The sequence below is a fragment of the Marinobacter halotolerans genome (genome assembly GCF_008795985.1).
GTDB lineage: Bacteria > Pseudomonadota > Gammaproteobacteria > Pseudomonadales > Oleiphilaceae > Marinobacter > Marinobacter halotolerans.
The window spans coordinates 745451-769676 of the sequence record NZ_VMHP01000001.1 but is presented as its reverse complement, the minus strand read 5'-3'; the positions used below and the strand labels follow the sequence as shown (position 1 = coordinate 769676).

Annotated in this window: 21 protein-coding genes; 11 read left to right on the top strand and 10 right to left on the bottom strand. The window is 59.1% G+C overall.

Translation table 11 applies throughout. The features are described from left to right. The gene (locus FPL19_RS03615; protein WP_150910688.1) at nt 1-843 is read left to right on the top strand and encodes a YihY/virulence factor BrkB family protein; all 843 of its coding nucleotides are present in this window, start codon (nt 1-3) and stop codon (nt 841-843) included. A gap of 40 nt (nt 844-883) precedes the next feature. Here FPL19_RS03615 and FPL19_RS03610 read toward each other — a convergent pair whose 3' ends face one another. Beyond that, complete coding sequence (locus tag FPL19_RS03610; RefSeq protein WP_150910686.1) at nt 884-2413, bottom strand: FAD-binding domain-containing protein; 1530 nt, start codon at nt 2411-2413, stop codon at nt 884-886. Further along, the gene (locus tag FPL19_RS03605; RefSeq protein WP_150910684.1) at nt 2410-2553 is read right to left on the bottom strand and encodes a DUF2256 domain-containing protein; all 144 of its coding nucleotides are present in this window, start codon (nt 2551-2553) and stop codon (nt 2410-2412) included. The genes FPL19_RS03610 and FPL19_RS03605 overlap by 4 nt, the downstream gene beginning before the upstream one ends. 67 nt (nt 2554-2620) lie before the next feature. Here FPL19_RS03605 and FPL19_RS03600 point away from each other — a divergent pair, with 67 nt between their 5' ends. Beyond that, entirely contained in the window at nt 2621-4309 is a 1689-nt protein-coding gene (locus FPL19_RS03600; RefSeq protein ID WP_150910682.1) for an HAD family hydrolase, read from the top strand. Nucleotides 4310-4311: 2 nt separating this feature from the next. Here FPL19_RS03600 and FPL19_RS03595 read toward each other — a convergent pair whose 3' ends face one another. Next, nucleotides 4312-5553, bottom strand: a complete 1242-nt coding sequence (locus FPL19_RS03595) for a transporter substrate-binding domain-containing protein (RefSeq protein ID WP_150910680.1) — start codon at nt 5551-5553, stop codon at nt 4312-4314. Between the two features lie 78 nt (nt 5554-5631). Next, nucleotides 5632-7164 (bottom strand): cryptochrome/photolyase family protein, encoded by a 1533-nt coding sequence (locus FPL19_RS03590; protein ID WP_150910678.1) that lies wholly within the window; start codon nt 7162-7164, stop codon nt 5632-5634. Nucleotides 7165-7319: 155 nt separating this feature from the next. On the opposite strand from FPL19_RS03590, the gene FPL19_RS03585 reads away from it, so the two are divergent. From FPL19_RS03585 to FPL19_RS03575, 3 genes are read left to right on the top strand one after another with little or no spacing between them, the layout of a single operon-like run. Beyond that, nucleotides 7320-7844 carry an RNA polymerase sigma factor gene (locus tag FPL19_RS03585; RefSeq protein ID WP_150910676.1) on the top strand — a complete coding sequence of 175 codons (525 nt, stop codon included), beginning with the start codon at nt 7320-7322 and terminating at the stop codon, nt 7842-7844. Then, the gene (locus tag FPL19_RS03580) at nt 7841-8587 is read left to right on the top strand and encodes an anti-sigma factor (RefSeq protein WP_150910674.1); all 747 of its coding nucleotides are present in this window, start codon (nt 7841-7843) and stop codon (nt 8585-8587) included. The genes FPL19_RS03585 and FPL19_RS03580 overlap by 4 nt, the downstream gene beginning before the upstream one ends. Nucleotides 8588-8626: 39 nt before the next feature. Beyond that, the gene (locus tag FPL19_RS03575; RefSeq protein ID WP_150910672.1) at nt 8627-9595 is read left to right on the top strand and encodes a porin family protein; all 969 of its coding nucleotides are present in this window, start codon (nt 8627-8629) and stop codon (nt 9593-9595) included. Here FPL19_RS03575 and FPL19_RS03570 read toward each other — a convergent pair. The 5 genes from FPL19_RS03570 to FPL19_RS03545 all read right to left on the bottom strand — a co-directional run bounded on the left by FPL19_RS03570 (nt 9587) and on the right by FPL19_RS03545 (nt 15927). Beyond that, nucleotides 9587-11134 carry a S8 family serine peptidase gene (locus tag FPL19_RS03570; protein WP_191965211.1) on the bottom strand — a complete coding sequence of 516 codons (1548 nt, stop codon included), beginning with the start codon at nt 11132-11134 and terminating at the stop codon, nt 9587-9589. The genes FPL19_RS03575 and FPL19_RS03570 overlap by 9 nt on opposite strands. Before the next feature lie 30 nt (nt 11135-11164). Further along, on the bottom strand, nt 11165-12733 hold the full coding sequence (locus FPL19_RS03560; RefSeq protein ID WP_150910668.1) for an ATP-binding cassette domain-containing protein: 1569 nt from the start codon (nt 12731-12733) through the stop codon (nt 11165-11167). Next, nucleotides 12730-13809 (bottom strand): P-loop NTPase family protein, encoded by a 1080-nt coding sequence (locus FPL19_RS03555; RefSeq protein WP_150910666.1) that lies wholly within the window; start codon nt 13807-13809, stop codon nt 12730-12732. The genes FPL19_RS03560 and FPL19_RS03555 overlap by 4 nt, the downstream gene beginning before the upstream one ends. Before the next feature lie 53 nt (nt 13810-13862). Next, a complete protein-coding gene (locus FPL19_RS03550; RefSeq protein WP_150910664.1) occupies nt 13863-14696 on the bottom strand; it encodes an alpha/beta hydrolase in 834 nt (277 codons plus the stop codon). 94 nt (nt 14697-14790) lie between these two features. Beyond that, complete coding sequence (locus tag FPL19_RS03545) at nt 14791-15927, bottom strand: porin family protein (protein ID WP_150910662.1); 1137 nt, start codon at nt 15925-15927, stop codon at nt 14791-14793. 177 nt (nt 15928-16104) lie between these two features. Here FPL19_RS03545 and hemN point away from each other — a divergent pair, with 177 nt between their 5' ends. Beyond that, nucleotides 16105-17523: an oxygen-independent coproporphyrinogen III oxidase gene (hemN, locus tag FPL19_RS03540; RefSeq protein ID WP_150910659.1), complete on the top strand. Its 1419-nt coding sequence runs from the start codon at nt 16105-16107 to the stop codon at nt 17521-17523. A gap of 9 nt (nt 17524-17532) precedes the next feature. On the opposite strand, the gene FPL19_RS03535 is transcribed toward hemN, so the two are convergent. Continuing rightward, nucleotides 17533-18198 carry a GntR family transcriptional regulator gene (locus tag FPL19_RS03535; RefSeq protein ID WP_150910657.1) on the bottom strand — a complete coding sequence of 222 codons (666 nt, stop codon included), beginning with the start codon at nt 18196-18198 and terminating at the stop codon, nt 17533-17535. A gap of 154 nt (nt 18199-18352) precedes the next feature. Here FPL19_RS03535 and dctP point away from each other — a divergent pair, with 154 nt between their 5' ends. The 5 genes from dctP to FPL19_RS03510 all read left to right on the top strand — a co-directional run bounded on the left by dctP (nt 18353) and on the right by FPL19_RS03510 (nt 24225). Continuing rightward, complete coding sequence (gene dctP / locus FPL19_RS03530) at nt 18353-19348, top strand: TRAP transporter substrate-binding protein DctP (protein ID WP_150910655.1); 996 nt, start codon at nt 18353-18355, stop codon at nt 19346-19348. A gap of 75 nt (nt 19349-19423) precedes the next feature. Next, a complete protein-coding gene (locus FPL19_RS03525; protein ID WP_225314277.1) occupies nt 19424-19945 on the top strand; it encodes a TRAP transporter small permease subunit in 522 nt (173 codons plus the stop codon). A 2-nt stretch (nt 19946-19947) separates the two neighbouring features. Next, nucleotides 19948-21288: a TRAP transporter large permease gene (locus FPL19_RS03520; protein ID WP_150910653.1), complete on the top strand. Its 1341-nt coding sequence runs from the start codon at nt 19948-19950 to the stop codon at nt 21286-21288. Between the two features lie 58 nt (nt 21289-21346). Continuing rightward, the gene (locus FPL19_RS03515) at nt 21347-22705 is read left to right on the top strand and encodes a malonyl-CoA decarboxylase (protein ID WP_150910651.1); all 1359 of its coding nucleotides are present in this window, start codon (nt 21347-21349) and stop codon (nt 22703-22705) included. After that, nucleotides 22702-24225, top strand: a complete 1524-nt coding sequence (locus tag FPL19_RS03510) for a malonate--CoA ligase (RefSeq protein ID WP_150910649.1) — start codon at nt 22702-22704, stop codon at nt 24223-24225. Before FPL19_RS03515 ends, FPL19_RS03510 begins: the two co-directional genes overlap by 4 nt. The last annotated feature ends 1 nt before the right edge of the window (nt 24226 follow it).

Sequence of the window (24226 nt, the reverse complement as noted above, 5' to 3'; positions counted from 1 at the left end):
ATGACGGAGAATGATGGATCCCCGGGCCTGTTGGTTCGTCGATTGTGGTCGTTCGCCCGGCGGGTTCTGCGCCATTTTTTCCGCAACCATGGAATCCTGCTGGCAGGAGGCGTTGGCTATAACGTTCTCTTGTCGGCGGTGCCGCTGCTGGCATTGCTCGGTGTCCTGCTGACCCGCATTGTGGATGAAGAGCAACTGCTGGAGGTCATGGCGATCCAGATCCAGCATTTTTCGCCAGCCCATGCCAATGTCTGGATGGATGCTGTGCGCGCCTTTATGGAATCAAGGGATATCATTGGTATCGCCGGGATTCCGGTGCTGTTGTTCTTCAGTTCGTTTGCGTTCCGGATGCTTGAAGACTCGATCGCCATCATCTTCCACCGCCCGGAAAACCCGAGCCGAGGGTTCTGGTTCTCTGCCATTTTGCCCTATGCGTTTATGCTGGCTCTGGGTGTCGGCCTTCTGGTTCTGACCCTGCTGTTCGGTTTTATTGACGCGAGCTATGAAGAGACGGGGCTTGTTTTCTATCTGCTGAGCTTCGTCAGCGTTTTTGTCATGTTCAGTGTCATCTACAAAGTATTGCCCATTTTGCACGTATCACCCCGCCGGGCTTTGATCGGAGGCCTGGTTGCCGCCATTCTGTGGGAGGCTACAAGGCTGGTGATGATGTATTACTTCCTTAACATCTCATTCGTCAACGTGGTTTATGGCTCCCTGGCAACTATCATTGTGCTGTTGATCAGCCTGGAGGTTGGCGCCATTATTCTGTTGTTGGGAGCCCAGGTAATTGCCGAGCTGGAGCGCAGTGACCGAGCCGGTGTGCCCTGGTATCTGGAACCATGATGGCCATGTCATGGTTACCATGGAGATGCCGGTAACGCGTTCAGTCAAACAGTGACAGCTGGCTGTCGCTGGTTTTTCCAGTCTTACGTTCTGGGTGCTTTGGCCGGTTCTGAACCGGTCCCTTACGGCTGCCGTGGCGGTCCAGTACCCGCTCTGTTTCTGACCGGCTAACGTGCTGCCGGCGGAACTCACCAACCGCCTTGCGGGCAACCCGGGCCGCCTGTTGATGGTCGCACACAGGCGCAATGTAGGTGTTACCGCCAAAGCGTTCCTTCTGAGCCGGGGTCATCAGCCAGGGGGTGTGAATCATCTCCGCCGGCAGCCCCGCCAGTTCCGGAATCCAGCGGCGGATGAATTCTCCCTCCGGGTCCAGCTTTTGGCTCTGCATGACCGGGTTGTAGATTCGCAGGGCGTTAATGCCGGTCAAGCCGGACTGCATCTGGGTCTGGGAATAGTGAATGCCCGGCTCGAAATCGGTGAAGAGGCGCGCCAGGTGTAGGGCCGGATCGCGCCAGTGCAGCCACAACTGGTAGCTGGCCACTGCCATCAGCATGGCCCGCATGCGGAAATTGATCCAGCCGGTGTGGTTCAGGGCGCGCATGCAGGCATCCACCAGGGGCCAGCCGGTTTGGCCTTCCTGCCAGCGTTGCAGCCGTTCGGAATCGTTGGGGCCCGATTTCAGATGTTCCATTTCCCGATGCATGGCTCGGAATTCCAGCTCCGGTTCGTCTTCCAGTTTCTGGATAAAGTGGCAGTGCCAATGCAGGCGCGAGCGGAAACTGGTCAGGCTTTTCTGCTTGCGGGGCAGGGTATTGCGATGGCCACCGATGGCCTTTGCCTGTTGGTAGATGTGGCGAAGGCTGACGCTGCCGTAGGCGATGTGCGGGCTCAGCCTCGAGCAGGCAGTAACCGCCGTGTTCGGGCTGGAGATATTGTACTGATAGCCGATGCAGCGTCGCTCCAGAAAGGACTTGAGCAGGCTTTCGCCTTTGCCGCTGCCACCGGCCTGAGGGTCCGGGCAGGCCGCTCCTGCCGCCACCTCAATATCCTTAGGAGCAAGCGCACCGTCCACCGGTGTTCCGGGCGCTGGAAGATGGCCTGGCGCCGGCAACACCGGCCGGCGCATCAGGTCCGTCCAGGCCCTGTCCCACAGGTCCCGATCGGTCAGGCGTCTGACCACACCGAACTGATTCCATTCCCGGAATTCCACCTGCTGCTCGTCACACCAGCCGATCACGGCTTTATCGCGATCAAACGTCCACTGGCCGCCGGTTTCCTGGTGGCAGAACACCCGCTGGATATCATGACTGCGTTTCAGGGATTTCAGCACGCTGATCATGTCTCCGCGCAACACCGTCAGCCGGTTGTCGGCCCGGGCGAGCTGGCGGTCAAGGTCCGCAAGGGAATCACGGACGAACCCCCATTGCCGGTCACTGGAGTCGGGCAGGTTCCAGTAGTCGTCTTCCACCACGTACAGGGCAATAACCGGCGCGCCCAGCTCGGCTGCGGCCGCCAGCGGGGCGTGGTCATGGGTTCGCAAATCGCGCTTGAACCAGACAACGGTGGTCATACCGCCAGTCCTTTGGAGCGTCGACAGCGCTCACTGCAATAGCGAACGCTGTCCCAGTCCTTTGCCCATTTTTTGCGCCAGGCAAAAGGTCGGTTGCAGACCGGGCAGGTTTTTTCAGGGAGATGGGCTTTTTTGTGCATGGTTTGCGTGTCGGTCTAATTGAATGATACTGATCAGATACGGATAAACACCCGTCGGAGATTGTTGATGGCCCAGTTCAGCGATAACCTGCCCGCCCCGTCTGTCATGGTTTTTGACTGGCACGGCACTCTGGTGGACACCCACGATGCCATGTTCAGCGCCATGGAAGAGATGCTGCCGCAGCTGGAAGATCTCGGGCTGGTGGAGCGGCTGTTACCCGAGGATCAATGCCGGACTTCTGATGATGCCCGCCTGGTGCGCTATATCCGCATTTTTCGGCGCCTCCACCCCCGGATTCTGGCTGAGCGGCGGGTGTCCCGCACGGACATTTTTAACGCCATATTCGGGGACGACAGAGAGGCCAAGCTGATTGCCCACGAGGCATACAACGACTGTTACCGGAAATATTTCGGCAAGGTGCGGCCGTTTCAGCAGGGCGCCTATGAATACCTCAAAGCTTTGAAGCAGATGGGCATCCGGCTGTCAGTCGCCACCAACCGCAACCGGGAATTCCTGGACAAGGAACTGGCCGTGGTGGACGAAGGGCGCTGGCAGAACCTGTTTGATGTCACCGTCTGTGCCGACGACGTCACCGAGTACAAACCCGATCCTGAAGTCATCACCCGTGCGCTGGATGAGCTGGACCTGCCTTTGGATGAAAGGGTCTGGTACGTGGGCGACAGCTATGTGGACATGCTGACCGCCAACAAAGGCGGGGTTTCCGGCATTTTCTACAACGGGGCGGCCTGGGAGCCGGAGCGCATCAATAGTTGGTTCAGCTCCAGAGACCGGCCGTCCGCCATTCTCGACAGCTTTGAGGAACTGATGGATCTGCTGGCACTGCTGGAGCGCAACGAGCCCGGCGCCTTCAGGGCAGTGCCGGCCGAGGTGCGCCCGCGCCCCTACCCGAAGCCCCAGCGCCCCGCGCCCCGCCAGGAGCCCGATTGGCATCCGGCGGTAGTTCGGCTGATCAGGCCTGCAGTGGTGTTATTCGACTGGCACGCCACGTTGGTGGATACGCTGGATGCCATGTATCACGCCGTGGACGATATGTTCCCGGAATTCCAGGAACTGGGATTGGTTGATCGCATGCTGGCGCCGGAAGACAGCAAGACCCCGGAGGATGCCAGGCTTGTTGCTTACGTACGGGAGTTTGCGAGGCTACACCCGAAGGTAAGGGCGGATCGTAAGATTTCCCGCACCGATATTTTCGAAGTGCTGTTCGGTGACGATCAGGAGGCCAAGCACGCCGCCCACCTGGCCTTTAACCGGCACTACCGGAATCATTATGGGACGGTAAAGGCGTTTGAACCCAAGGTCAGGGAAGTGCTCGAAGGCCTTCGGCGGCTGGGGATTCAGGTGGGGGTGATTACCAACCGGGATCGGGAGTTCTTCGAACATGAGCTCGACGCCGTGGAGGACACCGGCTGGACCCACCTGTTCGAAGTGGATGTGTGCGGTGACGATGTGCCCCTGCGCAAACCCCATCCCGACCAGCTGCTGCTGGCAGCGGAGAAACTGCACTACCCGGCGGACCCGAGTGTCTGGTATGTCGGTGACAGCACCACTGACGTGATCGCCGCCAAGCGGGCTGGTATGACGGCCGTGTTTTTTAACGGCGCCCAGTGGGATCAACCCTGGCTGAACCGGATTTTCCCCGGAACCCACAAGCATCCGGACAAACCGGATGTGGTGGTCAACAACTTTTCCGAGTTCTGGGCGCTGGTGCTGGCCTGCGAAGTCGGTCCCCCCTGAGGTTAGCGCGGCGTGGTCTGGGTCAGGTATAAAATATGGTTCTCCCCGACCAGCGCCTCCTCGACGTCCAAACCGATCACCAGGACACCCACGGGAATCCAGCGACCCTTGACGTGGATTGGAAGACTGACCGTGACCTGGAACCGGGAGGTTGACGCGTCATAGCGGATGGGTGACACGTATAGATCTCGCGTGGCTTCCCGGATGTGTCGCTGGAATTTGGGCTCGTCTCCCTGCCAGAAATCGGACGTGAGACGGCTCATGGCCACCAGCGTGCCTATGTTGTTCGTTATCATCACTTCCGTTACCAGCGAACCATGTGTTTCCTGCCATTTCCTCAAAGCGACCGATGCATCTGTGTCTGCCACCCGCCTGGCCATGGGGGAGTAGTGCAGTGGGGCCAGCGCCTGCCACTGGGCATCCAGATTGAGGATCTCTGAAAGGTTGGTGATTCCCGGCCCGTTCTTGATTGCGGCTCTGAGAGGAACCGTTGCTTCGATTTCCCGGAAAAGATCATAGGCCAAACCCCGTATGTGTGCGGTTTCCACCTCGTCCAGGTCAAAGTTGCCGTCGATGCAGTCGGGAATCTGGCGGTTGAAGGCGGCGACAAATCCGGGATTGCGGCTTTCAAAGCGTTTGCTCAGATACATGTGTAACGGCACATAGCGAAGAAACTGGCTACTCAACCCTTCGGTGCCACTGAGGGATTCCAGAACCCGCTGGTCCATCAAGACCTGGTCAATACGCTGGCGTTGCAGAAGCGCAATTAACTGCTGCGGGCTTCGAACCGTCACAAAAATGTCTTTGCCGCGGGCTCGAAGCCAGGCCTCCTCGTTGCTGCCGCTGATCGCTCCGATTCTGGGGTTCTCTGCAGGGGCGGAGTCAGCCCTTGATACCAGGTGCCATTTTTCCAGGGAGACCGGGTCGGTTCGCAGCGCCAATTCGTCCAGGGAAGTCGACGGATCGACTGCAAAATAACCGTCAACCTGATCGTTGAGCAGAAAATGCAATGCCCGTTTCTGTGGCGCAGCATGGAACCGGGCGAGGCCGCCAGCCCCTGATGCCGCACAGATGATCGTGTCCACCGTCAGGCCGCGAACAGCTCTATCCGGGCCCGAGGTCCCGTCCACGACCTGGTATGGAGCCGCCGGGAAAGTGTACAGCGACAGGACCGCTGCGCGGGATTGTCCGGTTAAAACGGACACCGCCAGCGACACTGCCAATACACCTTTCAGATATCTCATGGTTGTCAGGCTATCCAGATCCGGTTGTCAGGCAACCGTGTAATACAGCATAGCACCACCGGTTTATTCTTTGTCGAGCTAAATTGTATCCAGGTTGGCTAGCAGATAATCGGCCCTTTTGAGCAATGCTTCCCGCCCTTCCGGCTTCTGTTTTTCCCAGTTTCTGTACATCATCCCCATGCGGGGATTGTTGGAAAAATCCGCCTGGTGGCGGTTGATAAAGTGCCAATAAAGAGAATTGAACGGACAGGCATCCTCTTCCGTGCTTTTGTTCACCTTGTAATGGCAGTTGCTGCAGTGATCCGACATCCGCTGGATGTATTTGCCACTGGCGGCGTAGGGCTTGGAGCCCAGGTATCCTCCATCGGCATGCATCACCATGCCCAGCACATTGGGCAGCTCCACCCAGTCATAGGCGTCGGCGTACACTGCCAGATACCAGTCACAGATCTCCTCCGGCCTTACCCCTGCCAGCAGCGCAAAGTTCCCGGTTACCATCAGTCGCTGGATGTGATGGGCATAGGCGTTGCGTCGGGTGGCGTCGATGGCCTTGTGCATGCAGCGCATTTTGGTGTCGCCAGTCCAGTAAAACCAGGGCAGGTCGCGGGTATTGCCCAATCGGTTTTCCTTAGCGTAGCCGGGCATGTTCATCCAGTAGATACCGCGCACAAACTCCCGCCACCCCAGAATCTGGCGGATAAATCCCTCAACTGCATTAATTGGCGCTTGCCCGGCATACCAGGCCTGGGCGGCCGCCTCGCACACTGCTGACGGGTCCAGCAGGCCGCAGTTGATGTAGGGCGACAGGATGGAGTGAAATAGCCAGTCTTCTTCATCTGACATGGCATCCTGGAAGTCGCCGAAACAGGGCAGCGCGAAATCCATGAAATGAGCCAGCGCCTGCTTGGCGTCTTCTGGAGTCACCGCAAAGTGGAAGTCTTCCGTGGTGCCGAAATGGTCCGCGAAGTGTTCGTCCACCAGCTCCATTACCTCTCGCGTGACCGCATCCGGTTCTACTCGAAACGGGGCGGGTGCCGCGGGTTTGCCGGTCCATTTACGGCGATTATCGGCGTCATAATTCCATTCGCCACCCTCGGGCTTTCCTTCCGGCGTCATCAAAAGGCCGGTCTTGCGGCGCATCTCCCGGTAAAAGAATTCCATGCGCAGTTGTTTGCGGCCCTCGGCCCAGTCGGCAAATTCCTGTTTGGTAGCGAAAAAACGGGTGTCTGGCCGTATCTGAACCGGCACTCCAAGAGAGTCCTGCCACTGGCTGATCTGCTCGTGAAGCCGCCACTCGCCGCATTCCGTGGTAATGACCTGGTCTGCTCCCTGGTCACGTATAGCAGCGGCAACCACCGACTCAAGTGACTGCGCCTTGTTGTCAGGGTGATATTGCTGATAGTGAACCTGCCAGCCGTCGTCCCGAAGTTGCTGGGCAAAATGTCGCATGGCGCTGAATAACAGCACCAGTTTTTTCTTGTGGTGGTTAGTGTAGCTGGCTTCGTTGTGGACTTCGGCCATGACAATGCGGTCAGTTTCACGGTCGGCCCCTTCTAAGGCACTGATGTCCGTGGTTAACTGGTCGCCGAGAATGAGAATCAGATTTGCCATGGCCGGTTTGCCGCTCCGTTGGGTGAAGGTTTTTGTCCTGCTAGTAGAAGATACGCGTACGCCGGATGGGTGGTTCAGGCAAAATCAGTGAACTGTTTTAGGCGGGCAAGGGAATAAAACCGTTGCTCCTTCCGTTGTGACTACAGGACGTTTTAATGTCAGAAGACATCAGTGAGCAACTGGTCAGCCTGCTGCCAAGACTGCGTCGCTTTGCGACCGGGTTAACCGGCAATCTCAGCGAGGCCGATGACCTGGTTCAGCTCTCGTGCGAGAAGGCGTTACGCAAGCAGCATCAGTGGCAGGCAGGTACCCGGCTGGATTCCTGGATGTATCGCATCATTCAGACCACCTGGATCGACCTGAAGCGCCGCCAGAGGAGCGACACCGTGTCGCTTGAGGCGGAGGCAGTGCCGGAAGCTCCGGATCGCCGCAGCGAGCATGCCGCGGAGAACCACAACATGCTTGACCGGGTGTCGCAGGTTCTGGACCTGCTGCCGGAAGACCAAAGGGTGGTGATGCTGATGATTGCGGTGGAAGGCCGCAGCTATCAGGAGGTTTCGGACATGCTGGAGGTGCCAAAAGGCACGGTGATGAGCCGCCTTTACCGAGCCCGAAGCCGGATACAGGCGGAGCTGGGGTCGTCTGACGGGATAGAGCAAGATGGGGAGAAAACCCAATGAACGATCGAGAATTTGAAAAGATCATGGCGTATTTTGACGAGGAGCTGGAACCTGAACAGCAGGCCGACGTTGAAAAGCTGCTGGCAGAAGACGCCGAAGCGCGGGAATTTCTGGCGCAGCTGCGCGAATCGGACCAGTTCGTTCAGGGTGGTTTGAACAGTATTCTTGACGAACCCGTGCCCCAGCATCTGATTGATGCCGCCAGGGGAGCGCCCTCAGCCGCCAACGAGCCGGCATCCCCGGAGCCTCGGTCGACCCGGAAGGTTGTGGATTTTCCAAAAAAGCCGGTCTTCAGCCGCTGGGCCTATGCCACGGCGGCCAGTGTCACCTTGCTGGTGGCGGCCAGCGCCTTCATCATCTCGCCGGGCGATGCGCCATCCGGCCTGGCGCAGGCCCTGAACGAAAGCCTGGAACAGACCGCCAGTGGCGAGGTTTATAGCCAGCCAGAGGGTGCGGTTCAGGTGATGCCGGTGGCGACTTTCAAGACGGCTGAAGCCGGCGTATGCCGTCAGTTTGCCGCAAAAATGCAGGATCAGCAGACGGTCGGCCTTGCCTGTCGATCGGGCGAAGGTGAATGGCAGATCCGGGCCAGCGAGACCCTGGCAGACAGCGACAATGCCCAGGCCTACATTCCGGCATCCGGGAACGGTGGTGTGATTGCTGAAGCCCTGCAGTCACTCGACGGGGGAGAGCCCCTGAGTTCCGAACAGGAGCAGGCGCTGATGTCAGATCGCTGGCAATAATCGGCAACCCATACCAATTTTCCCGTACAAGGAGCGTTCATGATATTTTCGGCCCCTTTTTCTCGTTCCGTTTTTCCAGGGGCACTGTTCACCAGTGCCATTCTGTCTATCTGGCCATCCGTCCTGTCTGCCCAGACTGCTGAACAGGCGGACGAAACCTGCTGGACGGATGGGCTGGACGTCTCGGCCACCGGTGGGCTGCGGTTTGAAGACAATCTGGTGGTGGATGCCCTTGATGTTTCCTCGGCCGAGAGCGACTTTGCCGCCATTGCGGAGCTGGATCTGGGTTATGAAGACCAGATCGGAGACAACACGGAGTTACGCACAGGCTATCTGCTGGAAGACCGACGTTATTTCGAGGAACAGGATTTCAATCTTCAGCTTCATTACACCTACCTGGACCTTAGCCGGGATCTGGCCGGTGTTACCGCCGGCGCCAGGGTGGATGTGACCTATGCCAGGGTAGGAGGCGAGTCCCTGCTCAACAAACAGATGCTCAGTGGCTATGTTAGTGATCTGGTGACGCGCAAGCTTTATGTCCGCAGCAGCCTGAGCTATGAAAATACCCGACTGGACGGGGCGCCGGGTCGGGACAACCAGGGCCAGCGGCTGGATGGCTCTGCGTTCTATTTCCTGGATGGCACCACCCAGTATCTGACCGCCAAGGCCCGCTATCACAGGGAAGACGCAGACGATGCGGTGTATGATTACCAGAGCCCGCGCGTCAGTTTCGGATACGTCCAGCGGCTCAGTCTGCTGGACGAAACCCCGGTCCGTATTCGTGCGGATTGGCGCTATGAAATTCGCCGTTATGACGAAGTAGATCCCGGCCTCAACGCCAAACGACGGGATTACCGACAGCGCTGGCGAGTGCGGCTGGATGCGCCAGTAACCGATTCGGTGACCCTGGAACTAAAAGCCGAACACCGCAACTACAATTCCAATAACCAGGCGCTCGATTTCGATGATAATCGCATCGAGATGCTGGTTGAAGTGGCGCTACTCTGACAGTCCCAGAGTTTTGTCGATCCACGTCCGGCCCGGCAGGCCATGCCCGAACAACTGGTCACGACCGGGTTGACCCAGATCCACCATGTCCTTCCGGATCAGCGCCTGCAGGGCTTCGCCTTCTTCTGAGGTCACGTCGTACTGTTGCTGGTAAGCCAGCATCAGCCCGGTAATCAGTGGCGTGGCGTAGGAGGTACCGCTGACCGAATCAAACTCGGTCCCCGATCCTGCTCTCGCCACTTGCATTCCCACCCCCGGTCCCGAGTAATCCACTTGATCACCACGGCCTGCCTGGCTGTATAGCCGACCATTCCTGTCCACCGCTGTTACCCCGATCACGTTCGCATAAGCGGCCGGGTAACGCGGCTTCGCAAAAGGCCCCTGATTGCCCACGGCGGCGACCAGCAAAATACCTTCCTTCGCCAGCGACTCGACGGCCGCCGACACCACCTGGTTGAAGGGGCCTGAAAGGCTGATGTTGATGGGGTTCGCCTGTTGATCCACCAGCCAGTCCATGGCGGCGATCAGGTCGTGGGAGGTGGCAACCAGGCCCTGATCGGAATAGTCGGCGAATACTGATGCCACCAGTAGCTGGTTTCCGGGGGCAATACCTTGAAACGTCTCGGTCCGACCGACCAGCAATGACGCCACGCCGGTACCGTGTTTCAGGTCCCGTTGCTGGCTCCCGGACAGAAAATCACGCTCGGTGATGCGACTGGATGAGAATGCAGCATGCTCGGTGTCGACATTGGTATCGATCATTCCGATGCGAATGCTTTTGCTCCGGGCTTCCTTGGGGACCTGATAGACGCCCCCGGCGAGCCGGGGGTTCTCCGGGTCCTGATCGGCGGAGCCTGCGATTTGATAGCCGTGATTCAGGTCGATGCTGGCGTCCGGGAGTTGCTGCTTCAGACGTTGGGAAAGCTGCTGCGGGCTGTAGGACTGGGCAACGCGAAAGCGGGCCAGCTCCCCGGAGAGTCGCTTGAGAGAAATCCGGCTGACCAGGGACAGTTCGGCGCGACCGATCAATGTGTCGATCTGCCCGGTGTCTGCCATCACCAGCAGCTCCTGGCGCACGACCAGATCCCGTTCACCGAATTCCTCAAAAAAAGCGGTCCGCGAGTTGGCTTCTCCGCCGGAAGTTCCGGATTCTTTCACAAACTCGTCGCGATCCTCTTCCCGCTCCTGCTCAAAGTCTCCGTCTTCTTCACCTTCTTCCAGTTCGCTTTCGGCGACTTCTTCGGCGGACTCTTCCGCGGCTTCCTCCGCTGACTCTTCGGCGGCTTCTTCTGCAGCCTCTTCGGCAGACTCTTCCGCCGCTTCCTCTGCGGATTCCTCTGCCGCCTCTTCAGCGGCCTCCTCTGCCGACTCCTCGGCAGCTTCTTCCGCGGCTTCTTCTGCCATTTCTTCGGCTTCGTCATCAGCCGCCAGTGGGTTGGCGGCCAGGCAGACAGCGATCGCGATCAGCAGGGCAGCCAATTTCAGGCTTGCCAGCCATGGCCTGGCGGGCTGTTTCAGTGTGTGCAGCGTATGCGTCATAGTGTCTAGCTCGTCCAGGTTATGTCGGCTCTAGCCAAGCCTGAGTGTCTGGTCAAACAGGCCTGGAGTCAGGTAGGCATGCTCGGAGGCAATAACGGTCGCGCGCTGTTGTTTCAGCCAGTCGGTCATCGCCTGTTTTCCCGCAGCATCCAGTTGCCCGGCAGAGCTGTCAATCAGGATCAGGCCGGGTTTTGCCAGCATGACTCGCACCATGGCAACTTTGACTCGCTGGCCGGCGGACAGATCCCGGCCGCCTTCGGCAACTGATCTGTCCAGCCCTTCTTCTGACTCCAGCAGTCTCTGCAGGCCCGCAGCTCGGGCGGTTTGCGCAATGACCTTGTCATCCGGGCGGCGATCCAGTCCCAGGGTCAGCGCCTTGCGCAGTGACCCCTTGAGGATGGTCGGGTCACTGCCGATTCGCTTGACCCGCCGGCGCAGACTGCCCTGGGACAATTCCGCCAGGGATTTACCGTTAAGCATTACTGTGCCGCTTTCCAGGGTGTCCAGTCCAGCCAGCGTCCTTATCAACCGGGATTTTCCGGTGCCGTTGTCGCCAGTCAGGCTAACCCGCTCGCCGGCGCCGATCCGGGCGCTGATGGGTGGCATGCCTGCGCGGTCAAAGTGAATGTCCAGGGGCTGCTTTTTCCCGAGCTGCAGGCCCGACGCGGATTCGCGGCGGGTCGGCCGTTGCAGTGCCGCCACGCACTTGCTGTGGGCGGCCTTGAATGCCGCGCCATGGTTCCAGACCGTCGCCAGGTCCCGCATCGGTTTCAGGGCAATGCCCAGTGCCGCTAGTGCACCGGCGATGGTGCCGGTGTCCAGGTTGTGGCGGCTTCCCACCCAGATTAGCGCTACCGCGGCCACACCGGCGATCAGATCCGGCATGCTTTTCAGAATCTCGGCATGGCGGATCCGGGTGAGCGCTGCGGAAATCATCCGTTTTGAGCGCTTATCAATGCGACGGGATTCTTGGCCCCGGCGCCCAAGCTGGCCAAGTTCCGGTGCGATGGGCATACGCTCCGCCATATCGGCGGCAATGGCGGCCCGGCGGGATCTTACCCGGCGTTGCATGACCGGCAGCTTGAGCCCGCCGACCCCGATCGCAAGCAGGGCCATCAGAAACAGCGGTGCGACGGCCCAGACAAAAGGCAGATGCATCCAGCCCAATACCGCCAGTGTGGTGGGAATCAGCACGATGGCGGCCAGCAAACGTGGCAGCCCCAGCCCTAACCAGTTGCGGAATGCGGTCAGATCACCCACGAAGCGCAAAGACATATACCCGGTGCGCCGGGCGGAGACGTCGCTGACCGACATGGCCGTCCCCTGGTTGAACAGCGCGTGGCGAATATCGAGGGCGTAATACTGGCCCATACGTTCACCCTTGGCCCGGGCGGCCACCCGGCAAAAGGCGATCAACAGGCCCGATACTGCCAGCAGGATCATGGGATCCCGGGGCAGCGCCTGCTGACCGTGCAGGGCGTTGAACAGCACTCGTGTGGCAAAGGCCGCAGCGCCTGCAGCGACGCCCTCGGCGCAGATCAGCGCGAACACGCCAAGCAGCATCCGGCGACGGCCATGGTCAAGGAGTCTCGGCATCATGGCGTCTGGGTCTCTGCCTCTGTCTGTGGTTGGGTGGTCCGGCGCAGAATGGCCATGGCCTCGCCGGGGTCTGACAGCTCGCCTTTGGTCATCACCCGAATACCCGTAGCAGCCTGCGCTTCGGCGGTGGCCATGGGTGAGCAGCTGAGCATGCCGGTCAGTGCCTCTGGTTCGTAACCAAGCCGGCGCAGTTCCTGAACGCCGCCGGCTGCCGCCACGGCATCACCGCAGGCGAATACCATGCCGCCAATGCGTTCGCGGAATTCAGTGTCTGCCAGCAGTGCCGCAGACTCCCGTTGGAACAGGCCATCAGCGACTTCCATCACCACCACGTCACATTCGTTCTGCTCGGCGTCGAACAACAACCGCTCGATTCCATCCTTGATCTCATTGAGCGGCAAAAGGTAGGTGGTTGCCAGGCCGGCGTCGGTAAAATCGGCGATGTAGTGAACGCCGGTGTCGGCGAATTCGTTGAAATCGCCAAATGAGCCGGTGCCGGTCGCCTTGATGGTTGCTACCCGCAGGCCAGTCTGGCGCAAGCCATATCCCAGCCGTGCGGTGGCCAGCGTTTTGCCGGAGTTCATGGCGGTACCGAAAACCGCGATCACCGGAATCCGTGACTTCCGGGCAGGCTTGGGCAGCGCGTAGTCTGTCAGGTTTACTGGAGCGCCACCGACATTGGTCAGACGCCCGATGGGCAGAACCCGGGTGGGCGGTTTGACCCGTTCGTTCTTGGCTCTTGCCTTGCCCAGACAGCCACCACTGGCCAACATATCAGCGCCTTCGGGATCAATTTCAGCGGTGCCTTCGAACTGGTCTGGCGCGTAGCGGGCGGCGCAGGGAAGCACCACCAGATCGCCGGTAAAAAGTTCAGAACGGCGCCCGCTGGATAGCTGTATGCCGCCGTGTTTTCCAAGGCTCATCACCCGGCCCAGAATCAGGTCGCCGTGTTGGGTGTCTGCAAAATCCGTCTCCAGGGAGACGGCATCCGCCTGGTTCACCCGGCGAGTCGCGAATGACCATTTGGCTTCGGTCAGTTGGGTGGTGGGGTCGTTTACCAGTTCGTTAAAGCTCATGATCAGATCCTTTTTTGGCTGTCGTCAGTTCGGTGTTCGGGCGTTATGGGCGCTCAGACCCGGTCACGGTTACTGCTCGTGGCGGCAATGCGCGAGAGCATTCCGCCCTGGTTACAGCATTGAGAAAAATCGTGACCGCACCCCTCAAGCACCTCGAGGTGCGCATTGCCCGGTAAGCCCATCTCCAACTGATAGTGCGTGATCAGGCTTACGTAGCGTTCTGCGCGTTCGTAGCGGGTATCACCCTGGATGCGGTTCAGCAGTGGTTCACGCCTCAGGGAACTGTCGGTCAGGGTGTCTTCACTGCCAACGTAGACGTGAATCCTGCGCTCCAGGAACTGGTGCAGGCTGCTTTCCATCAGCAGGTGCCAGTTGCCCTTGCTGGCCCCCGGGCCGATGCCCAGGGGGTAGGGCAGTTTGGGAACCGGCAGTGTGTACCAGCCAGCTGCTCCCAGGTGCAGCTCGTCGACCAGTTCCGGGAACAGCATGGCGAAACGGTGAGCCAGTTGTGCGCCACCGGAATACCCGAAGAGGCTGATACGCTGTTCATCCAAAAGGCCGCTCTGACGCAGTGTGTTGATCAGTGACAGGAGCGCCAGGTCGGGACGATGCTTCCCGGTGATGCGCTGGAAAACGGGCCAGGTTTTTTGATCGAAGTGGGGGACGATCACGACCCGATTGTTCATCGTGGCCTCGGCCTGAAATTGCTCCACCAGTTCCCCGGCGTTCCGTGAGATGCCGTGGATCGCAATCATCGCTGGGTTTGTGGCGGGGCCTGCCGGTGAAATCACATAGGCGGAGATCGGACCTTTTGCGCTTACGCCGGTCACCTGTGCTACCCGGGTGCCAGTATCCTTGCTGTCTTTCTTCAGGGCGGAAATCTTCACCTTTGAGTCCTCTCGTTGTCTTGGTCAGTTTGTATGTGTGTTGTCTGGACAACGCAGGTGACCAGACTGTTATTCCGTCAGTGCCAAATTTTTTTCAGAAATCCAGACGGAAACCGACCATGGCGATCAGCAGGTCGTCGAACTGCTCAGCATCCCGGTCCAGGGATGCGCGGCGGACTGTGGCATAGGTTTCGGTGTTAATGACGTCGATGTCCTGCACCAGCTGCACACCGATGACATCGGACCGATCATTGTTCTGGTCTTCGTTGCGGGTCTGGCCCCAGTCAACGGACAGTGCTGTATTGCCCAGCTGGGGGAAGGGTTCGGAGCGGTAACCGGCCTTTGTGTAGAAGAAGGTCAGGTCGTCACGGTTGCTCACTCGGGAAGCTGCGTGGCCGGTGGCAAAGGTCAGGTTATAGCCGTTGTCGTTGCGCACGGAGATGGAGCCTGACATCTGGTAGTCGTAGGCGGCCGGGTCATTGATATCCCCCAGTTCACTGGCATTACCGACGCCGAATGCAGCCTCAATGCGCAGGTCATTGAACTCGGATGAATAGAAAGCGCCGGCATCAACCGCACCGTCGTTGATGACCGAGGTGCGAAATTCCCAGTCGCCGATTTCTGGGAAGTCATACCGTAGACGGGTGTTCCGGCCGAAACCGTCAAGGTTGTCGGATACGTCGCCCAGGTCGGTGTTGCTGAGCTGGCCGGTGCCACTGTCCCGAAAAAGGATGCCCCCACCGACAAGGCTTGTGAATGAAAACCCTGCGTTCATGGTGCCAGACAGGTCCTGCTGGGTAAGGCTATCGGTGGCTGTGGGTCCCTGGCCAAGCCAGAGCGTGCCCAGCCGTTCATGCTCCAGGTAAACCTCGGCCCGCCTGGCTTCGAACGCCTCGGTGTTGTTCTCTCCCCCTTCTTCCTGGCTGATGCTGGCACTGTTGTTAATGGTGAATTCCGCCTCATAGGCGGCGCCAGCATCCAGCGGGCCGTCGTTGGTGGATTCGGCCACAAACCGTATGCGTGAAGAGCTATTGTTGTTATCCACGTTCAGCAGCGTGGTTTTGTCACCGTCGTCGGCAACCAGCAGGGCCCGGTTTAGCTGGCCGGAAATCTCGAGACGGTAGTCATCGTTTTCTGATCGGACCAGCGGGTCATCGGCCTGGGCGTTCGCTGGAACCATGGCCGCAAGCATGAGTGCCGGCGGAAAGGCAGAACGAAAGGTAAAAGACATATCGCTTCCTCCGTTGATTGGGTGTGTGCCCATACAACGAGAGGTGGCGCGAAATTATTCCTGCAACACAGAAAATGCCCACAAAGGGGTAGGGGTTCTACGCCAATTGCCCGGCGCACCGGATGTCGGTCCTTGATAAAATGCCCACTACCGCAAACAGATTTCAGAGCATTAGCCATGACCTCCATTCCCGCCCTTGAGCCCCGCCACTCCGCGCTGCCGGACTTCATCTGGAACGACGCCCTGATCCGCCGCTACGATCTCAGCGGTCCCAGGTATACCTCCTATCCCACGGCAGTGGAGTTCAATCAGAGCTACCCGGTTGCCGACATGGTGGACGCTGCCGCACGCAGCAGGGCAAGCGGACGGCCGCTTTCGCTTTACACCCATCTGCCGTTCTGTGCGCACCTTTGCTACTACTGCGCCTGCAACAAGGTGATCACCAAAAAGCGCGACAAGGCGATGCCCTACGTGGAGCGTGTGCTGAAAGAGGCGGCGATCCAGTCCGAGCTTTTCGGTGGCCACCGGCCGGTGAAGCAGCTGCACTGGGGCGGCGGCACGCCCACCTTTCTGCCCAAGGATGTAATGGAATATCTGATGGCCGGCTATGGAGAGCTGTTCAACCTGCAGACTAACGACGATCGGGATTACAGCGTGGAAATCGATCCCCGGGAAGTGGATCAGGACACCCTGCCAACCCTTTGGAATCTGGGCTTCAATCGCATCAGCCTTGGCGTGCAGGACGTGAATCCGCAGGTACAGAAAGCGGTGAATCGCATTCAGCCCAGAGAGATGACCGAGACTGTGCTCAATGAGGCCCGGCGGATCGGTTTTCGCTCAATCAACCTGGACCTGATTTATGGCCTGCCTTTTCAGACGCCCGAAAGTTTTGCCGATACTCTGGAAGCGGTGATCGAGATGTCCCCGGACCGGCTGTCGGTGTTCAGCTACGCCCACCTGCCGGACCGCTTCTACCCACAGACCCGGATTCAGGCGGATACATTGCCCAGCCCGCAGCAGAAGCTGACCATTCTGCAAAACACCATCAACCGGTTGCTGGACGCCGGCTATGAATACATTGGCATGGACCACTTTGCCAGGCCCGATGACAGCCTGTCTGTGGCCCAGCGCGAAGGCCGCCTGCACCGGAACTTCCAGGGCTATACCACCCACTCCGAGTGCGATCTGGTGTCTCTGGGCGTCTCCGCTATTGGTCAGACCGACGATGCCTATTTCCAGAACAATCATGACTTGCCGTCCTGGGAGGCGGCCATCGACGCGGGTCAGCTGGCCATCAACAAAGGCGTGAACCTGACCCGGGATGATCGCATCCGTCGGTGGGTGATCGGCCAGCTGATCTGCCAGTTCCGTTTGGATCGACAGCAGTTCTCGGCCCTGTGGCAGGAAGAGCTGGATCGTTACTTCACGGATGAACTGAACCGACTGAAGCCAATGATTCAGGACCAACTGATCGCCGATAATGGCACCGTGCTTCAGGTCCAGCCTGCCGGTCGGTTGCTGATTCGCGCCATCTGCCAGATTTTTGACCTCTATCGGAAGGAAGGTGCGAGTCAGCGGTTTTCCCGGATCATTTGATCTCCGGGTTTATGATGCTTGGCTGTTGAACTGTTTCATGGTGGCGACAAAATCGCTGAAGCGCTCACCCTGAATCAGCACATGCTGGCGCATCGCGTCTTCGGCGGCTGCGGCATCACCGGCTTTTATCGCCGCATGAATGGCGCGGTGCTCGTTCAGTGAATTGCTGACCCGGTTGCGGACCTGTAGCTGCAGCCGGCGGTAGGGCTTGAGCCGCTGCTTGAGCTGGTTTGCTTCCCTGACCAGATAGCCGTTGTGGCTGGCCCGGTAGATGCGCTGATGGAAATCCTCGTTCTCGTAATAGTATTCATCCGGGTCGCCGGTGCTGGCTACCTGCTCGCACCGATGGAGTGATTCGCTCAGGCCGTCCAGCTCCTTCTGGGTGATGCGCCTTGCTGCCAGGCGCCCGCACATGCCTTCCAGTTCCGCCATGACTTCAAACATCTCGATCAACTGCTCCACTCCCACCTTGGCCACGAACGTGCCCTTTTTGGGAACAACGGTCACCAGCCCGCTGGCGGTCAGCTGGTGGATGGCCTCGCGGATGGGGGTGCGGGATACCTGAAAGCGCTCGGCCAGCTCTTCGGGGTCCAGTCTTTCTCCCGGCGATAACCGTCCGTTAATGATGTCATCTTCCAGGGAGTCTTTAAGTCGCTGAGTATTTGAGCGTTTCACAGGGCGGGCGCTCCTTTGCATTTGTTTGTGATTGTACGTACGCCAGCAATTAATTGTTGCACAGTTGACATAAGTATAACCCGGTACGATGATGTATACATCAGTATACGCTGATATATACATACAAGAACAAGAGAACGGGAGATTACCTACCATGAACAAGAAAGCCTTATCACTGGTTGTGGCCGCGGGCCTTGCTTTCTCTGCCAGCCTTGCGTCGGCAGAAACCGTACTTCGTGCATCTCACCAGTTCCCCGGCGGTAAAGGGGATGTGCGTGATGAAATGGTTCAGTTGATTGCTGAAGAAGTGAAAAAAGCCGATGTGGGCCTCACGGTCCAGGTCTATCCCGGGCAGTCACTGTTCAAGGCAAAAGAGCAGTGGGCCGCCATGACCCAGGGACGTCTGGACATGACCGCACTGCCTCTGGACTACGCCAGTGGGCGTCATCCCGAGTTCTCAGCCACACTCATGCCGGGTCTCGTTCGTAATCACGAGCGCGCCCAGCGGCTCAACGATTCTGAATTCATGGGCATGATCAAGAAAGTGATCAATGACGCCGGTGTTCGGGTCCTGGCCGATGCCTGGCTGGCTGGTGGCTTTGCCTCCGATGTTCGCTGCATTACCTCGCCCGACACCGTAGAGGGGCAGACCATGCGTGCTGCAGGACCGGCGTTTGACGAAATGCTGGCAGAAGCAGGTGCGTCTATCGCTTCCATGCCGTCCTCGGAAATCTACACAGCTATGCAGACCGGTGTTCTGGACGGAGCTAACACATCCTCCGGCTCGTTTGTCTCATACCGCATCTACGAGCAGGTGACCTGCCTGACTGCCCCGGGCGAAAACGCGCTCTGGTTCATGTACGAGCCCATTCTGATCTCCGAGCGCAGCTGGGACCGTCTGACTCCGGAGCAGCAGGAAGCACTGACCGATGCCGGACAAAAAGCGGAAGAGTTTTTCGCGGGAGAAGCAGCGCAGCTCGACCAGAAAATGGCCGATGTCTTCCGTGAGAACGGCGTAGAGGTCATCTCGATGTCCGCGGATGACTACCAGGCATGGCTGAAGATTGCGAAAGAAAGTTCCTACAAGTCCTTCGCTGAAAAGGTGCCCAACGGGCAGGCCCTGATTGATGCGGCACTCGCGGTTGAATAAACCGGCGTAGTTCACCGATCCAGCCAATGATCGGGCCCCCTCACGGGGGCCCTCCTCGAGAGAGTAGAAGGTATCATGTCCGACTCTGTTTCCCATTCAAGACCCGCTCCTACGGGTATTAGCGGTACCTACGTTCGCCTGATGGACCGGCTTTCAATGATTGCTGCAGTCATTGCCGGAAGCCTGTTGGGCATAGGCGTTCTTACCGTTTGTCACATGGTTTTCGTGCGTTACGTGCTGGGCGAAAGCACTGTCTGGCAAACCGAATTCACTACCTATGCCATCAGCAGCGCGATGCTGTTGGGCGCACCCTATGTATTGCTGACCGGCGGCCACGTTGCGGTCACCGTTTTGTCCGATTCCCTGACTGGTGTTGCCAAAAAAGGTGTAGACGTGCTGGGCGGATTGTGCGGCATCGGCTTTTGTCTGGCGCTGACCTATGGGTCGTGGATCTACGTTCACGAGGCATGGTCGGAAGGCTGGACCACTGGCACCGTCTGGAATCCACCGCTATGGCCTGCCATAGCCCCGATGGCGATTGGGGCGACCATGCTGTCGCTTCAGTATGTCGCTGAATTTCTGCGCGGAGGGCAATAAGTATGGATCCTGTTACCAGTGGAATCCTCGTGTTGTTGGCCCTGCTGTTTCTGATGGCTATCGGCACTCCCATTGCCTTCGCGCTGGGCGGCGTGTCCATTGCCGCGCTGGTGATCGACAGGGGTATGGGCGAACTGACGTATTTTGGTGAAACCTTTTTCGGCAGCATTGCGTCGTTCGGTTTTGTCGCCATCCCCATGTTCATCCTGATGGGCGCCGCCGTGGCCTCATCGCCGACGGGCAAGGACCTTTATCGGTCCCTCGATCTGTGGATGGGGCGTCTGCCGGGCGGCCTCGCGATTTCCAATATCGCCGCCTGCTCGGTGTTCTCTGCCCTGTCCGGGTCATCCCCGGCCACCTGTGCGGCCATCGGCAAACTGGGCATTCCGGAAATGCAGAAGCGGGGTTACCCCAACGGCGTTGCCGCAGGCTGTATTGCCGCCGGCGGCACCCTGGGCATCCTGATTCCGCCGTCCGTCACCATGATCGTCTATGGCATCTCGACGGAAACGTCGATTGGCCGGCTCTTCATCGCCGGTGCGGTACCCGGCCTGATGCTGGCGCTCCTGTTTATGGCCTGGACGCTGATCGCCTGCAAACTGGCCGGCGGCTACGATACACCCAGCGCCCTTTCGGGCATGGCCTCGAAGGTCAAGGAGAACGTCGAGGGGAACGCCCGCGCCTTGCTCCGCGTGCTGCCGTTCCTTGCCGTGGTCATGGCCATTCTTTTCGCTCTTTACGGCGGGGTTGCAACGCCCTCTGAAGCGGCGGGTGTGGGCGCGTTCCTGTGTATCGCGCTGGCCATCTTCGTCTACCGGATGTGGCAGGCAAAGCCCCTGAAAACCATCTTTCGGGATGCCTTGCGGGAAAGCGTGATGATCATGCTGATCATCGCCGCAGCAGAGATCTTTGCCTACGCGTTATCGTCGCTGTACATCACCCAGACGCTTGCCGGTGGCATTGCCGATCTGGAAGTAAACCGCTGGGTGCTGATGGGGGCCATTAACCTGTTCCTGCTGGTAGCCGGGTTCTTCCTTCCGCCGGTTGCTGTGATCGTCATGACCGCACCTATCCTGCTGCCGATCATCCTTGCGGCGAACTTCGACCCCTACTGGTTCGCGGTCATTCTGACCATCAACCTGGAAATTGGTCTGATTACGCCGCCGGTGGGTCTTAACCTGTTCATAATAAAGGGGATTGCCCCGGATATTTCCCTGAGAGATGTGCTGATGGGCAGCCTGCCCTACGCCCTTTGCATGGTTGTGGGCATCATTCTGCTCTGCTTCTTCCCACAGATTGCGTTGTGGCTGCCAGACATGATGATGAACAAACCAATCTCGTGATCCGTAGCGGGGGCGCAAGCCCCTGCTGAATCCCTACCCGAGACAACAGGGCAAATTTATGAACATGAGTTTTCTTCAGGAACTGTTCAGTAATATTACCCAGCGTGAAGCGCTACTCCGGCGGCGCGGTGGTGGCGGTGTTGCCGACCCTGCCAAGCTGCTTGAGGCCTGCAAGGCGCTGCTGAACAGCGATGGGGAAGTGTCCAGTATTACCCATGCCAGCCATGCGCTGGATATCTACTCACGCCTGGACGACGCTGGAAAAACCGTGTTTTTCGAGCGCCTGGCCACGGACTTTTCCGCTGACCCGGCTGAAATTGACGCGGCCTACGAGGCCTACCGGCAATCCCGTGACAATACCGCGCTGGAGCACCTGTTCGAGGCCTGTGAGCCACGCAGACAGGAGCTGCTGCGGCGTCTGAACCTGAGTACCGGCGGAACCCACGAAATCGTAAAGATGCGGGAAGACATGCTGCGCCTGATGAAGGGCCATGCAGAGTTTGAGCCCATCAATGCAGACTTCATCCATCTGTTCGCGTCCTGGTTCAACCGGGGTTTTCTGGTACTCAAGCGCATTGACTGGAATACCCCGGCCACCATTCTGGAGAAAATCATCCGCTACGAGGCGGTGCACAAAATTCAGGACTGGGACGACCTTCGCCGGCGGCTGGACGCCCGTGACCGCCGCTGTTTTGCGTTTTTCCATCCGGCCATCGGTGACGAACCGCTGATCTTTGTGGAGGTGGCACTGACCCGGGGGCTGCCGGCCCAGATCCAGACCATCCTGGCCAGTGACCGGTACGATATCGATTCCGCCGAGTCCGCCAACGCGGCGGCCTTTTTTGGCATCAGCAACTGCCAGGTAGGGCTGCGGGGCATCTCCTTCGGCAATTTCCTGATCAAGCAGGTGGTTCAGGAGCTGAAACAGGAGCTGCCCAATCTCAAGCACTTTGTCACGCTCTCACCCATGCCGGGATTCCGCCGGTGGCTGCAAACCACCTACCTGGAACACCCGGAGCTTCTGGAGCCAGATGCCGTGGAGACGCTCAGGCATCTTGACGACCCGAGCTGGACAGAGGATCCGGAACGATCCGAGGCACTGGATAACGTGATTCGCCCGCTGGCGGCCCGCTATCTGCTGAAAACCAAGGCCGCTGATGGCCAGCCGATGAATCCGGTGGCGCGTTTCCATCTGGGTAACGGTGCTGAGCTACACCGGATCAACTGGCTGGGTGACGTGTCGGCACAGGGCATACAGCAGTCCTGCGGCCTCATGGTCAATTACCTCTATGTGCTCGATAACATCGAGCGCAATCACGAACAGTACACCGCCAACTACACCATCGTGTGCTCCTCTAGCGTACGAGATTTGAGCAAGCGCGGGCGTAAACTGCTTAAGGGAGAAACCACAAAATGAATGACAATCTCTTCAGTACCTTTGCCGAGCGCATGACCCCGCGCTCCGACAAAACCTTTATTGAAACGCCGGAGGGCCGTAACTACACCTTCGGTCAGGCACTTGAGCTCAGCAGCCGGCTGGCCGGTGCCTTGAAGGCGTTGGGCGTGACCCCGGGGGACCGCGTTGCGGTGCAGGTCGACAAGAGCCCGGAGGCAATACTGCTGTATCTGGCCTGCCTGCGGATGGGGGGTGTCTATCTGCCGCTGAATACCGGCTACACTGCGTCAGAGATCGGCTATTTCCTGGGGGACGCGGAGCCGGCGCTGTTTGTCTGCCGTCCGGAATCGCTGACCGATGCCCGGGCCATTGCGAAGGAGAAGGGTTGCCCGGCAGTTGAAACCCTCGGGACCGAAGCCGATGGTTCGCTGATGGACAAGGCCAACGCCGCCGAGCCCTTTACCGAAATTGAACCCCGGGACAGCGACGACCTGGCCGCCATTCTTTATACCTCCGGCACCACCGGTCGCTCCAAGGGCGCGATGCTGACACACCACAACCTGGGCTCTAACGCCCGGTCGCTGACCGAGGCCTGGCGTTTCACCGACGCGGACCGGTTGATTCATGCGTTGCCTATTTTCCACACCCACGGCCTGTTTGTGGCCTGCAACGTGACCCTGATGGCGGGCGGCAGTCTCTATTTCATGCCGCGTTTCGACGCCGATGCCATCATTGAGGCCATGCCACGGGGCACCGCCCTGATGGGCGTGCCTACCTTTTATACCCGCCTGCTGCAGGATGACCGGCTGACCCCGGAGCTGGTGGCGAACATGCGTCTGTTTGTCTCCGGCTCCGCCCCGCTGACGGCGGACACCCACCGGGAATTCGAAAAGCGCACCGGCCATGCCATTCTGGAGCGTTATGGCATGACCGAAACCAATATGAATACCTCCAACCCCTATGATGGCGACCGCATAGCCGGCACTGTTGGCCAGCCTTTGCCCGGAGTGGAGGTTCGCATTACCGACGACAACCACACACCTCTGCCGGATGGCGAGATCGGTATGCTGGAAGTGCGCGGCCCCAACGTGTTCAAGGGGTACTGGCGGATGCCGGAAAAAACCCGGGAAGAACTACTAGAAGACGGCTTTTTTGTCACCGGCGACCTGGCCCTGCGGGATGAACGGGGCTACATCCAGATTGTGGGCCGCGACAAGGACCTGGTGATCTCCGGCGGCTTCAACGTGTACCCCAAGGAAGTGGAGCAGATCATCGATGAGATGGATGGCGTCTCGGAATCAGCGGTCGTGGGCGTGCCCCATCCCGACTTCGGTGAGGGCGTAACCGCAGTCGTTGTTCTGGAGCCGGGCGCAACCCTGACCGAGAAGGAGGTCATCGGCGCGTTGAAGGAGGACCTTGCCCGCTACAAGCAGCCCAAGCGAGTCTTCTTTGTGGAAAGCCTGCCCAGAAACACCATGGGCAAGGTCCAGAAGAAACAGCTCCGGGAAGACTACAAGGACATCTATCAGAACCCGGCCTGAT

Excerpts from the sequence above, each read along its gene's own strand:
- FPL19_RS03560 (WP_150910668.1), bottom strand. The coding sequence starts at position 12,733 with ATGATGCCGAGACTCCTTGACCATGGCCGTCGCCGGATGCTGCTTGGC.
- FPL19_RS03600 (WP_150910682.1), top strand. The coding sequence starts at position 2,621 with ATGGCCCAGTTCAGCGATAACCTGCCCGCCCCGTCTGTCATGGTTTTT.
- FPL19_RS03590 (WP_150910678.1), bottom strand. The coding sequence starts at position 7,164 with ATGGCAAATCTGATTCTCATTCTCGGCGACCAGTTAACCACGGACATC.
- FPL19_RS03575 (WP_150910672.1), top strand. The coding sequence starts at position 8,627 with ATGATATTTTCGGCCCCTTTTTCTCGTTCCGTTTTTCCAGGGGCACTG.
- FPL19_RS03610 (WP_150910686.1), bottom strand. The coding sequence starts at position 2,413 with ATGACCACCGTTGTCTGGTTCAAGCGCGATTTGCGAACCCATGACCAC.
- FPL19_RS03555 (WP_150910666.1), bottom strand. The coding sequence starts at position 13,809 with ATGAGCTTTAACGAACTGGTAAACGACCCCACCACCCAACTGACCGAA.
- FPL19_RS03525 (WP_225314277.1), top strand. The coding sequence starts at position 19,424 with ATGTCCGACTCTGTTTCCCATTCAAGACCCGCTCCTACGGGTATTAGC.
- FPL19_RS03595 (WP_150910680.1), bottom strand. The coding sequence starts at position 5,553 with ATGAGATATCTGAAAGGTGTATTGGCAGTGTCGCTGGCGGTGTCCGTT.
- FPL19_RS03545 (WP_150910662.1), bottom strand. The coding sequence starts at position 15,927 with ATGTCTTTTACCTTTCGTTCTGCCTTTCCGCCGGCACTCATGCTTGCG.
- FPL19_RS03520 (WP_150910653.1), top strand. The coding sequence starts at position 19,948 with ATGGATCCTGTTACCAGTGGAATCCTCGTGTTGTTGGCCCTGCTGTTT.
- FPL19_RS03580 (WP_150910674.1), top strand. The coding sequence starts at position 7,841 with ATGAACGATCGAGAATTTGAAAAGATCATGGCGTATTTTGACGAGGAG.
- FPL19_RS03605 (WP_150910684.1), bottom strand. The coding sequence starts at position 2,553 with ATGCACAAAAAAGCCCATCTCCCTGAAAAAACCTGCCCGGTCTGCAAC.
- dctP (WP_150910655.1), top strand. The coding sequence starts at position 18,353 with ATGAACAAGAAAGCCTTATCACTGGTTGTGGCCGCGGGCCTTGCTTTC.
- FPL19_RS03515 (WP_150910651.1), top strand. The coding sequence starts at position 21,347 with ATGAACATGAGTTTTCTTCAGGAACTGTTCAGTAATATTACCCAGCGT.
- FPL19_RS03510 (WP_150910649.1), top strand. The coding sequence starts at position 22,702 with ATGAATGACAATCTCTTCAGTACCTTTGCCGAGCGCATGACCCCGCGC.
- FPL19_RS03585 (WP_150910676.1), top strand. The coding sequence starts at position 7,320 with ATGTCAGAAGACATCAGTGAGCAACTGGTCAGCCTGCTGCCAAGACTG.
- FPL19_RS03615 (WP_150910688.1), top strand. The coding sequence starts at position 1 with ATGACGGAGAATGATGGATCCCCGGGCCTGTTGGTTCGTCGATTGTGG.
- FPL19_RS03570 (WP_191965211.1), bottom strand. The coding sequence starts at position 11,134 with ATGACGCATACGCTGCACACACTGAAACAGCCCGCCAGGCCATGGCTG.
- hemN (WP_150910659.1), top strand. The coding sequence starts at position 16,105 with ATGACCTCCATTCCCGCCCTTGAGCCCCGCCACTCCGCGCTGCCGGAC.